The sequence below is a fragment of the Clostridia bacterium genome (assembly GCA_028698525.1).
Taxonomy (GTDB): domain Bacteria; phylum Bacillota; class Clostridia; order JAQVDB01; family JAQVDB01; genus JAQVDB01.
The window spans coordinates 1-11,660 of record JAQVDB010000063.1; the positions used below are offsets into that span (position 1 = coordinate 1).

An 11,660-nucleotide genomic window follows, 5' to 3' on the forward strand; every position below is an offset into this window, starting at 1 on the left:
ACAGTAAGCGATACCGGAGTAATAGGATTGATTATGAACATCATATCCAGCTGTTCTTTTGCATGTACAGCAGCCTATATATACAAAAGGAAGCGCACTTTAAAAGGTGCAATAATAGGCCTTATCATCGGCTGCTTGTTTATGACATCCGTTATGCTGCTTTGGAATTATCTCATAACCCCAATTTACCTGGGTTATCCGCGTAAGGCAGTAGCTGAACTGTTGTTACCGGCATTTCTTCCCTTCAACTTACTCAAAGGCGGCTTGAACGCTGCAATTACAATGTTACTCTACAAACCCGTAGTTGGTACCCTGCGTAAAAACAATCTTTTTCCGGATTCTGCCCAAGGGGAACCGGATAAAAAGTTGAATATGGGAGTGATGTTAGTTTCGGGGTTGGTTTTGATAACTTGTATTCTTCTAGTATTAGTGTTAAACGGAACTATTTGATAGTATAACAACACAAGGGGACAGTCCTTCTGTGCAGTTTTAAAACTGCACAGAAGGACTGTCCCCTTGTGTTGAAGAGTTGTTTGTCGAATTAACAAAATCCATGTATAATATATTATAGAAAATATTATAAATAAATATCGAATGAGGGATTATAGATGGAATCTATCATAGACAATTTGGCAACTTTTGTTTTTTAGTATCCACTTTTGATGTCTTTGTTTTGGATTGCTGGATCCAGGTTGTTTTCTAAAAGACGGGAAAGGGAGATGCCCATTGATTTTGATTCTATAGATTGGCCCATGATCAGCATTTTGATTCCCTGTTATAACGAGGAGGAGACTATTGAAGAAACCATCGCTTATATACACCGGCTGGCTTACACAAACAGGGAAATTATTGCGGTAAATGATGGCAGCAGCGATAGGACAGGGGAAATATTACATAAACTGGCGAAACAATATGATGATCTGAGAATTATAGATTGTAAGGAAAATCGGGGAAAAGCAACAGCATTAAAGCTGGCTACCTTTGCTTCAAAAGCTGAGTATTTAGTTTGTATTGATTCCGATGCGGTTTTAGATCCATATGCAGCCCATTACCTGATCTATCATTTTTTATATAAAGGTGAAAGATTGGGAGCAGTTACCGGAAATCCACGGATTCGCAATCGTGATACATTATTAGCAAAATTGCAAATAGTTGAATATGCATCTATTATTGGGGCGATCAAGCGGTCACAGCGTATTTTAGGTAAAATCATGACAGTTTCGGGTGTTGTTGTCGCTTTCAGAAAAAAAGCATTGGTGGATGTAGGTTTGTGGGATCATGATATGATAACAGAGGATATTTCTATTTCCTGGAAGCTGCAGCAAAGGTTCTGGGATATCCGCTATGAACCCCGAGCGTTGTGTTGGATGTTGGTGCCTGAAACTATCAGCGGTATTTGGAAACAAAGGATTCGCTGGGCTCAAGGTGGGCAGGAAGTGATTTTGCGCCACTGGAGGGTTATGCTGGATTGGCGACATCGGCGAATATGGCCAATTTATTTGGAGCAATGGGTCAGTCTATTTTGGGCCTATTCTTGGGTGATTGTGACAGTATATTATTTTATTAATGCTGATACCGTTCAGGAGTTATTTATGTGGTTAGCTTTTCCATCCTTTGCTTTGGTATTTTTAAGCTTAATACAATTGTGGTCATCTTTAAGGATTGATAGCAAATACGATGATGTTTTACATTTTTATTTATGGGCAGCTTGGTATCCATTTGTTTATTGGATTTTAAATGCAACCATTGTAATGTTTGCTTTTCCTAAAGCCATCAACAGCAGAATCAAGGGGGGATATGCTATATGGACAAGTCCGGACAGAGGACAACGCAAAGCTGCATAAATCAAACATTTATTGTTAAATCCCACAAATGTTGGTGGCGTGAAATTATTGTTGGTATATTTACCCTGATAGTGTGGTTTTATTGTGTGACGGTTATATACTTCTTTATTGATTCTATATTTTCACTTAATCATGAATATCCCAGATTGTTCAAGATATCTTTTAAAATGACCAACGATGATATTCAAAGGTTTTTTTCCATAGGTGGAATTTTATTCGTTTTATTTTATCTGCTGCTTTGGTTATGGGGTTTTTACAACAAGAAAAGGTATGGAAGTCTGACTCGCAGAAAATATCCCCAGCCTGCAACAAAAGAAGATTTGATGGGTTTAGGTATGATTGATGAAAGTGTTTATGAGACACTTCAACGTGAGAAGGTGATCATATTGGAGACAAATCCCATAAGGGATGGAGAGGATTAATATGAAATTATCCATGAAGAGATTGTTAAAGGCGTCCAGTCTATTTCTAGTAGTTTTTATTATAGTATTTATAATCGCTGATAAAATCAATGTAGAAAATACGCCGGCTATGAGTTTTCCTGAACCCCTTGAAAAGGATGGTTGTCTCGGTCTTACTTATCATCGAGTGCGACAGGATGATATTGCCACAAAGGTAATAGAGCATTTGACTGCTTCTGATGAATTGAGGAATTACTCAGTCTATAAAAGCGAGTTTCAGCAGCATATTCAATTTTTGCAGGAGCAGGGTGCGACTTTTGTTACACCGTCTGACTTGAGGGAATTCAGAAAAACAGGTAGCCACCCTGAAAAATGTGTCTGGATTTCCTTTGATGATGTAGATGAGTCTGTATATGAGAATGCTTTTCCTATTTTAAAGGAGCATCAAATTCCTTTTACTTTGTTTTTGATAGCAGGACATGTAGGAGATCCCGATTTTGATAATCTTTCATTGGCAACCTGGGAGCAGATACAGGAAATGGTGGATAGCGGATTGGCTACAATTGGTTCCCATACATATGATATGCATTATTTAGTAGAGGATGAGCCGGTTTTTTTCGACCCGGATCAGAAAACTGCCTTTTTACAGGATTTGATCAAAAGCAAACATACTATTGAGGCTAATTTAACGGGGGTACAAGTAGTGGATTTTGCTTATCCCTATGGGGACGGGGAGGACGAATTGGTTCCGATCATTGAACAGGCAGGCTTTTTATCCGCTTATATTTTGGCACCACGGATTATTTCTAAACAAAATGCACTTTTTTGGCAGAATAGAATTTTGGTGGATGATGCTGTTTTTCAGGAAATAGTCAAGCCATGGTTAACCCAATAACACAAGGGGACTGTCCCCCTGTGTTATTGGGTTGTTTTTTCAATCTAAGTTCAGTTTATGTCTCATGATATAAGTGGTGATAAAGAAGAACAAGGCTGAAAAAGCAAGTGATACAGCCAGACTTATTAATATAGGTGTATCTCCGGGGATAAAATTTTCGCCCATGACAATTGCATCATTTGCAGCAGTCACGGTAAAAGGAGCTAAACCGGAAAGTTTCAGCGATGTCCAATTATAGATCCATATAGCGATTATAGATATTATCATTCCTAATCCCATGCCCAGTTTTTTATTACGTATTGCCACGGTGGATAAGGAGATTCCCATATATAGTGATAATACTAAAGGTATTATGCCTATGTTGATACCAAGTATTGCTTTTAAAATAGTTTTGATGTTTTCCCAATTGATTGAACCTTTGATTGCATCAAAAGGTATTTGAAATCTGGAGAGAAGCAATATCATGGCTATCGCTGAAAAGAGCATTATATTGAACCATATAATTGTGGTGATCAGTTTTGACAGCAATAGTTGAAAAGGCTTTACCGGCAGGGTGAACATCAAATATCCTTCCGGACCGAATAGATTTTTTTGAAAATGTTGTAAAACCAGCCAAACACACATGATACACACTATTACAATGGATACGGTAAATATTATAACTGCACCGCCTTGTGCAACGGTGTCGTACAAGTAAGGCATTGCAAAGCCGAAGACCAGCAGCAGGGCTGCCATTACAATGAATTTTTTATATGCGAATTTGATATCCAGTTTGATTAATTTGCCTAACATCTATATACCTCCCTAAACAATTGATCTATGGACTTTTTATGTTCTGTACGCAGAGACTCGGCTTGTCCCAAAAGATTTATCTTGCCGTCTTTCAGGAAAATAACATCGTCAAATATTGTCTCAACATCAGAGATGATATGGGTGGATAATAAAATAGAGCTATTTTCTGCCAAGTTATTCAATATAGTAGACAGTATCACTTCACGAGATGCAGGGTCTACGCCTGCAATCGGTTCATCCAGAATATATAATTTAGCCCGGCGGCACATGGTGAGTACCAATAGAAGCTTTTCTTTCATGCCCTTGGAAAGTTCGGATATCCTCTTATTTTTAGGCAGTTTAAGGGATTCCAGCAAGTGGTTTGCCCGCTCACAATCAAAGTCCTCAAAAAAATCCGCATAAACATGGAGTGTCTGTTCCACCTTGAGCCATTCAGGCAAGGCCATCTTATCAGGAAGATAACTGACCACGCTTTTGGTTTTAACGCCGGGGTTGTTGCTGCAAATACGGACATCCCCCGTATAATCAGCCAATAAGCCGTTGATAATTTTTATCAGTGTAGTCTTGCCGCTGCCGTTGGGTCCAAGAAGCCCTACGATGCGCCCGGATTGTATATTGAAGGATACATCTTTTAGAGCTGTTTGTTTTCCATATCGTTTTGTGACATTTGATATTTTGAGTAAATTTTTACTACTCATGTTTAACCTCTCCTTTCATATCTATAAGTTGCTTTATTTGGTGGATGGAGCATCCCAGAGCTGTCATTTTGCATAGAAATTCCTCTACCAGACCGGATGTCAATTCACTTTTAAGCTTTTGGATCAATTCTATGTCGTTGGTAACAAAGCGACCTGAGGTGCGTTCAGTATACAGCAGCCCTTCCCGTTCGAGTTCGCCCATTGCACGTTGAAGGGTGTTAGGATTTACCCCGAGCTCTATCGCCAGCTCTCTCACCGGTGCAATCTTTTCGCCAGGAGCAAGATTGCCGCTGCAAATCTCTTGCTTAAAACCATCCACAATCTGAGTATATATTGGAAGAGCAGGATCAAAATTCAGTTTCAATAAAGCACCTCCATTCAAAATTATTTTGTGTTATTGTATTAAGCTGCTAATACAATAACACAGTTTTACGGAAAGGTCAATACATTTTTTGCAAGGAAAACGATGGTATAATAACAATAATAAAGCAGGGAGGAAGGTGATCTATATAGTGGATACCTGTTCCGTTGTATGTGATCAGATATTAAGATTGATGGATAAGCGTGAACATATTATTATTGCCATCGATGGGCCTTGTGGGAGTGGAAAGACCACTTTGGCAGATTGCTTAACCAGTCATTTCAACTGCAATGTGTTTCACATGGATGATTTTTTTCTTCCTTTTTCCATGAGAACCCAAGAGAGGCTGGCACAGCCGGGGGGCAATGTGCATTATGAAAGATTTAAAGAGGAGGTTCTCCATCCCCTGCAAAAGGGTCAAGAATTTAACTATCGGCCTTTCCGATGTGACAAAGGAGAGTTGGACAGCCCGGTTTATGTGGAAAAAAGGAAATTAAACATTGTGGAGGGAGTGTATTCTCTCCATCCTAGTTTGCAGCAGGCATATGATTATAGGATATTTTTGACGGTGAGCCCACAGGTTCAAAGACAGCGAATTGTGCAGCGCAGTGGGCAAAACAAGATAAAGGATTTTATAGATAGGTGGATTCCGATGGAGAACAATTATTTTTCTTATTTTAAAATTCAATCCGGTTGTGATTTGGTTATAGATACAAGTAAAGGGTGAGGATTTATTAATATTTTCTCATTTGCTTTAATAAACATCTAATATAAATATCAAAGGATGTTTGATAAATGAGAAAAATTAAGATAATGCCGGTATTCGGCACAAGGCCGGAGGCTATAAAGATGGCTCCGGTAGTGAAAAAATTGGAGGATAATTCTCAGTTTGAAGTGAAGACCTTGGTTACCGGGCAGCATCGATATATGTTGGATCAGGTATTGGATTTGTTCGGTATTGTCCCTTCATATGACCTGGATATAATGAAGGAGGGGCAGAGCTTGGCGGATATAACTGCCCGGGTTATCGGTGGGCTGGAGGGGGTATTGGAAAGGGAAAGGCCTGGTATGGTGCTGGTTCATGGTGATACTACCACCACATTTGCCGCCAGCCTTTGTTGTTTTTATCATAGGATACCTGTAGGCCATGTAGAGGCAGGCTTGAGGACTGATGATAAATATTCTCCTTACCCTGAAGAGATGAACAGAAGATTGACAGGGGCTATTGCTGATCTGCATTTTGCTCCTACAAAAAAGGCTGGGGATAACCTTTTAAAAGAAGGGGTAAATCGGAAAGATATTATCATAACGGGCAATACAGTGATAGATGCGCTGTTGCAGGTGGTAGAGCAGGATTACAGGTTTGAGGGCCAGCTTTTGGATGATATTGATTTTGGCAGTAAGAGAGTGGTGTTGGTCACTTGCCATAGAAGGGAAAACTTGGGGCAGCCTATGGAGAACATCTTCAACGCCATCATAGATATCATTGCCGATAATAGGGATGTAGAGGTGGTTTTTCCTGTTCATAAAAATCCTAAAGTGAGGGATATTGCCTGCCCTATATTAAAGGATATAGATAGGGTTCATCTGATAGAGCCCATGGATTATCAGCCTTTTGCCAATCTAATGAATAAATGCTATATGATATTGACCGATTCAGGAGGCATACAGGAAGAGGCCCCTTCCCTAGGCAAGCCTGTGCTGGTGCTCAGGGACACCACCGAAAGACCGGAAGCGGTTGAGGCAGGGACGGTAAGAGTGGTGGGAACAGATAGAGATGCTATATTTAAACAGGCCCATCTGCTTTTAAATGATAAAGATGAGTATGATAGGATGGCGAATTCAGTAAACCCTTATGGAGACGGAAAAGCCGCTGACAGAATAGTGGAGGGTATACTGAATAGCACAAGGGGACAGTTCTTCTGTGCACTTTACAGCAGATAATCGAAAAAGTATGCAAGAAATGATAATGCTCTTATAAGTACCATTTTAGCCGGAGATGCTTTTTTATGTTCAACAAAAGGGTTGTCTAAATAGGAATAATCTTGACCGACTTTCAAACTAGTATCGGTCAATTTTTTCATCTGATTTTCCAAAGCAGAATAAAATTCCTCGCTGTCTATCACCACCATGCTTTCCGTGCTCAAAAAAGTACTCCTTGCATCTAAGTTATAGGAGCCTACCAGACTGATTCTGTCGTCTATCATTATGGACTTGCCATGGATTGATCCTGACCCGTGGTATTCGTATAGGTTGATGCCCAAATCCACCATGTTTTTCCTGTGTCTAATGTATCCTGACATACCTGGATAGTTGGGGCCTACTGCTAATGAATTTGTCAGCATGCTGATATTGTGGTAGTCTAGGTTATCCTCATCAGCGTATTTCATCATATTCTTTGTTGGAACGATGTAGGGGCTTTGGATGAATATAGATTCTTGGGCTTGTTCCATCAATTGTAATATTTCATCCCACACCCAAGGTTCTTTATTGAAACGCTGTATAGGGTTGTGGATCAATGTTATTTTCCGGGCAGGCAGGGACAAGGTAAGCCAGTCGATGGGGTTTTTGAATATTTCAGGATATTGTTGTTTCATTGTTTGGGCATACTCGTTTAAAGCCCGTTCTCTATCCAAGGCTTTTGCTTTCTGTCTTTCATTCAACTGCATAGCAGGATATTTTGAAAACTCATGCTGCCACAACTGGTCAAAATATTTTTTCATTTGATGGACAGCACTATCAGAATTATCATCTTGGTCAGTGTTTATAATAACCACATCTCTGTCATTTACTATTTTGGTATCTTTGACTTGGTCCAGGAAACATCTATCTTCTATATTTCTTCCGCCTATCATTGCCCATTGGTTGTCCACAACAATAAATTTATCGTGAAGCCTGTTGTTCCACGTCCAGGGCAGGAAGGGGTTGAAAGGTTCATAAAGTTTAAGTTGAATATTAGGATGATTCATCAAGGTGTATTTAACATCACGGGAAGTACCTTTAAAATTATGGAATATGCCGTCCACCAGAATACGCACTTGCACCCCTCGATCGGCTGCATCCAATATTGTTCCGAAAAAAATATCTGCGGCAGTTCCATTTTGTATTTTATAATATGCTATATCCAGAGTTTGTTGGGCTCTTTCCATGAGATCGATTCGTGCAATACCTGACTTGTGCCTATCTTCTACCAACACTATTCTATCCTTTGAAGTATTTTCACCGTAAAACCTTTCTGCCTGATGGTCGTTTAAATATTTATCTGTGGTGGGCTTATGAAAACCGAATATTAAAGCGCCAAATATCAGTACATATAGTAGATATATTTTGAAAATTATCTTTACAAACTTTATAGTATCTTTTACAGTGATTGTTTGACTTATAATAGTAGACACTCCCTTTTGTATAGAGAACGACGTATAATCGAATCGCATAATGTTAGCTGGAAACTGCACAGAAGGACCGTCCCCTTGTGCAGTTTTTGTATCTTTATTGTTTTTGCTATTATTGTAGCATATATGCTTTGATTTTGCATTGTGTGTTTTGATCATAAAACATAATATTGTAAATACTATTGTTATTTCATTTGTTTTTGCTATATAATTAATGCATAATGGCATCCGGAAAAACTAGGTGCAGTAGGTAGGAAAGATTTTATTATTGTTGTACATTTTGCCGTATCAATTAAAATAATGGGGGTGCTATAAAAATGTTAAAAGAATTTAAAGAATTCGCTTTTAAGGGAAATGTGATAGACCTTGCTGTTGGTGTGATAATCGGTGGAGCATTCGGTAAAATAGTAACTTCTTTGGTTGACGATATACTGATGCCGCTTTTAGGCGTTATCATAGGGGGAATCAATTTTACCGATCTAAAATATGTTATTACACCGGCCAGCGGAGATGTTTCGGAAGTAGCTTTTAGATATGGTGCTTTTATCCAGTCAGTTGTAGACTTCCTTATAATATCCTTATCTATTTTTCTATTTATAAAATTGATATCGTTTAATAAGAAAAAAGAGGAAGAGGCTGCTCCCGCTCCGGAAGAACCCAGTAATGAAGAAATTTTGTTGGAAGAGATTCGTGATTTATTAAAAGCAAAGCAGCCTTAAATTGTAAAACCAACCGAACTTCAATATAGCCAACTCATCCTTGCCATTGCCGGATTAACTATCTGTTAATCCGGGTGCTATTTATTTCGTCGTTTTTAGTCTGCGAAGCATGACAACCCCTGCGCCTAACAATACAAGTGCACCTACGATATATATGGTAGCAATATTGGGTGCGCCGGGCTTGGATTCTTGTTGATTTTCATCTATGGCAACCTCAACACCCATGTCATTAGCATCTGATGATGTGCTGTAGGTTTCAGCAAGTTCACCTTCAGCTTCGGCCTGCTGGCCTTCAACGACTTTTACCCTATCCCTTCCCAATATGTCATAAATATATTCTGCATTTTCTTGATTATAGGGCATAATGCCTATTTCAACATAATTCATGTTTTATTCTAGCTTTTATTTATTTTAGACGGGGCAAACAATTTTTTGTTCCCATAAGATGCCAGTATCCCATAAATAGTTGAATATATTCAAGGTCTTTTATTTAAAAATGGAGGAACTTAAAAAATGGTAACTTTTATAATATAAGGTTATATGCTATTATAAAATAAAGCATATCGAAAATGGAGGAATTTGTATGACAATATTGGTAACTGGAGGTGCAGGTTATATTGGAAGTCATACCTGTGTTGAACTGCTGAATGCGGGGTATGAGGTTGTTGTGGTTGACAATTTTTCCAATAGCAAGCCTGAAGCTTTAAGACGTGTACAAGAGATAACGGCAAAAACATTAAAATTTTACCGAGCAGATATTTTAGACAAAAAATCCATGGATCGAGTATTTTGTGAAAACAATTTCGAGGCGGTGATTCACTTTGCAGGTCTCAAAGCTGTAGGCGAGTCTATGGAGATTCCCATCAAGTATTATCATAATAATGTTACAGGGACTTTGATGCTCTGTGAAGTCATGCAAAAATATGATGTGAAAAAGATGGTGTTCAGTTCTTCTGCTACTGTTTATGGTATGAATAATAAATCGCCCTTGACTGAAGATTTGCCTCTCAGCACTACTAATCCTTATGGCAGCACTAAGCTGATGATAGAGCAGATTTTAAGGGATATATTTGTATCAGATTCCTCTTGGAGTGTATCACTTCTTAGGTATTTTAATCCCATCGGTGCCCACCGAAGTGGAAGGATAGGGGAGGATCCTAATGGGATACCCAACAATTTAATGCCATACATAACCCAGGTCGCTGTAGGTAAGAGGGAAAAGCTTAAGGTTTATGGTAGCGATTATGATACCCATGATGGAACAGGTGTCAGGGACTATATCCATGTGGTGGATCTGGCTAAAGGGCATTTGAAAGCCCTGCAAAAGGTTGTTGGGACTTCCGGGGTGCAAGTTTACAACTTGGGAACAGGGGTAGGATACAGCGTCCTTGATGTAGTCAAGAATTTTGAAAAGGCCACAGGGCAGAAAATACCATATGTTTTGACAGATAGGAGACCAGGGGATATTGCGGAGTGCTATGCAGATGCAACTAAAGCAGCTATAGAGCTGGGATGGAAAGCGGAAAGAAGTTTAGAGGATATGTGTAGAGACGCATGGAGATGGCAAAAAAATAATCCAAACGGATATAAATGATGTAAACAGGTTATCTATGGAGGGGGGAGGATTATGGCTGCAAATCCTAATTTGAAGTTGAAACTGCTTTATATAATGAAAATATTGCTTGAAAAGACGGATGAAAACCATAAGCTGACGGTGAATGATATAATAATAGAACTTGAAAAGTATGATATTACTGCAGAGAGAAAATCTATTTATTCGGATATAGAGATTTTGAAAGTTTTTGGAATGGATATACTCTGTGAAAGAAGCAGAGCAAATCAGTATTATGTAGCTTCTAGGGAGTTCGAACTGCCCGAGTTAAAACTCCTTGTTGATGCTGTTCAATCATCAAAATTCATAACACATAAAAAAAGTCAAGAGCTGATAAATAAGATTGGAAAGCTGACAAGTGTTCACCAAGCCAAGGAGCTGGACAAGCAAGTATTGGTGGATCGTCGAGTGAAAACAATGAATGAAAGTATCTATTATAATGTAGATATTCTACATAGAGCTATACAACAGAACAAGCAAGTTCAGTTTAAATATTTTAAATATACTGTAGATAAAAAGATGGAGTTGAGGAGGGATGGTGAAATATACAATGCCAGCCCCTACGCACTGAGTTGGTCAAATGAAAATTATTATCTGATTGCCTATTATGACCGGTACGACAGTATAAGCAATTTCAGGGTTGACCGTATGATCAATGTGGAGCTGACAGATCAAGACAGGATCTTAGTTGATAAGGCAAAAGATTTTAATATAGCTGACTATTCTAAAAAGATATTCAACATGTTTAGCGGTAAGACTCAAAAAGTAGAGTTGGAATTTGATAATTCATTGATAAATGTGGTTATAGATCGTTTTGGACAAGATGTGTTTATCAATAAAAAGACTAAGCGTACTTTTTGTATAAAGGTTGATGTTGTTGTAAGCAGGACTTTTTTAGGGTGGTTGTTCATGTTTAAAGATAAAGTGAAGATAATATCTCCAAACC

Annotated in this window: 14 protein-coding genes; 9 read left to right on the forward strand and 5 right to left on the reverse strand. The window is 38.7% G+C overall.

What is annotated here, in order from left to right; genetic code table 11:
- The 4 genes from PHP06_08970 to PHP06_08985 form a co-directional block, all read left to right on the forward strand.
- The coding region (locus PHP06_08970; GenBank protein MDD3840683.1) for an ECF transporter S component at positions 1 to 450 on the forward strand (450 nt) is incomplete at its 5' end.
- A gap of 212 nt (positions 451 to 662) precedes the next feature.
- Positions 663 to 1,844: a poly-beta-1,6-N-acetyl-D-glucosamine synthase gene (pgaC, locus tag PHP06_08975; protein MDD3840684.1), complete on the forward strand. Its 1,182-nt coding sequence runs from the start codon at positions 663 to 665 to the stop codon at positions 1,842 to 1,844.
- Positions 1,805 to 2,266 carry a hypothetical protein gene (locus tag PHP06_08980; GenBank protein ID MDD3840685.1) on the forward strand — a complete coding sequence of 154 codons (462 nt, stop codon included), beginning with the start codon at positions 1,805 to 1,807 and terminating at the stop codon, positions 2,264 to 2,266. Before pgaC ends, PHP06_08980 begins: the two co-directional genes overlap by 40 nt.
- 1 nt (position 2,267) lies before the next feature.
- A complete protein-coding gene (locus PHP06_08985; protein ID MDD3840686.1) occupies positions 2,268 to 3,140 on the forward strand; it encodes a polysaccharide deacetylase family protein in 873 nt (290 codons plus the stop codon).
- Between the two features lie 39 nt (positions 3,141 to 3,179).
- Here the strand turns inward: PHP06_08985 and PHP06_08990 are convergent, their stop codons facing one another.
- From PHP06_08990 to PHP06_09000, 3 genes are read right to left on the reverse strand one after another with little or no spacing between them, the layout of a single operon-like run.
- Positions 3,180 to 3,932: a hypothetical protein gene (locus PHP06_08990; protein ID MDD3840687.1), complete on the reverse strand. Its 753-nt coding sequence runs from the start codon at positions 3,930 to 3,932 to the stop codon at positions 3,180 to 3,182.
- Entirely contained in the window at positions 3,926 to 4,630 is a 705-nt protein-coding gene (locus tag PHP06_08995) for an ABC transporter ATP-binding protein (protein ID MDD3840688.1), read from the reverse strand. Before PHP06_08995 ends, PHP06_08990 begins: the two co-directional genes overlap by 7 nt.
- Positions 4,623 to 4,994 (reverse strand): GntR family transcriptional regulator, encoded by a 372-nt coding sequence (locus PHP06_09000; protein MDD3840689.1) that lies wholly within the window; start codon positions 4,992 to 4,994, stop codon positions 4,623 to 4,625. Before PHP06_09000 ends, PHP06_08995 begins: the two co-directional genes overlap by 8 nt.
- A gap of 136 nt (positions 4,995 to 5,130) precedes the next feature.
- Between PHP06_09000 and PHP06_09005 the strand changes: the two genes are divergently transcribed.
- Together PHP06_09005 and wecB are read left to right on the forward strand one after the other, a co-directional pair.
- Complete coding sequence (locus tag PHP06_09005; protein ID MDD3840690.1) at positions 5,131 to 5,718, forward strand: AAA family ATPase; 588 nt, start codon at positions 5,131 to 5,133, stop codon at positions 5,716 to 5,718.
- A 68-nt stretch (positions 5,719 to 5,786) separates the two neighbouring features.
- Positions 5,787 to 6,935, forward strand: a complete 1,149-nt coding sequence (wecB, locus tag PHP06_09010; protein MDD3840691.1) for a UDP-N-acetylglucosamine 2-epimerase (non-hydrolyzing) — start codon at positions 5,787 to 5,789, stop codon at positions 6,933 to 6,935.
- Here wecB and PHP06_09015 read toward each other — a convergent pair.
- Entirely contained in the window at positions 6,923 to 8,446 is a 1,524-nt protein-coding gene (locus PHP06_09015) for a phospholipase D family protein (protein MDD3840692.1), read from the reverse strand. The genes wecB and PHP06_09015 overlap by 13 nt on opposite strands.
- 254 nt (positions 8,447 to 8,700) lie before the next feature.
- On the opposite strand from PHP06_09015, the gene mscL reads away from it, so the two are divergent.
- A complete protein-coding gene (gene mscL, locus PHP06_09020; GenBank protein MDD3840693.1) occupies positions 8,701 to 9,102 on the forward strand; it encodes a large-conductance mechanosensitive channel protein MscL in 402 nt (133 codons plus the stop codon).
- 81 nt (positions 9,103 to 9,183) lie between these two features.
- Here the strand turns inward: mscL and PHP06_09025 are convergent, their stop codons facing one another.
- Positions 9,184 to 9,489 (reverse strand): hypothetical protein, encoded by a 306-nt coding sequence (locus PHP06_09025; GenBank protein MDD3840694.1) that lies wholly within the window; start codon positions 9,487 to 9,489, stop codon positions 9,184 to 9,186.
- A 196-nt stretch (positions 9,490 to 9,685) separates the two neighbouring features.
- Here PHP06_09025 and galE point away from each other — a divergent pair, with 196 nt between their 5' ends.
- The gene (gene galE / locus PHP06_09030; GenBank protein ID MDD3840695.1) at positions 9,686 to 10,696 is read left to right on the forward strand and encodes a UDP-glucose 4-epimerase GalE; all 1,011 of its coding nucleotides are present in this window, start codon (positions 9,686 to 9,688) and stop codon (positions 10,694 to 10,696) included.
- Positions 10,697 to 10,729: 33 nt separating this feature from the next.
- On the forward strand, positions 10,730 to 11,660 hold a 931-nt coding region (locus PHP06_09035), incomplete at its 3' end, for a WYL domain-containing protein (protein ID MDD3840696.1).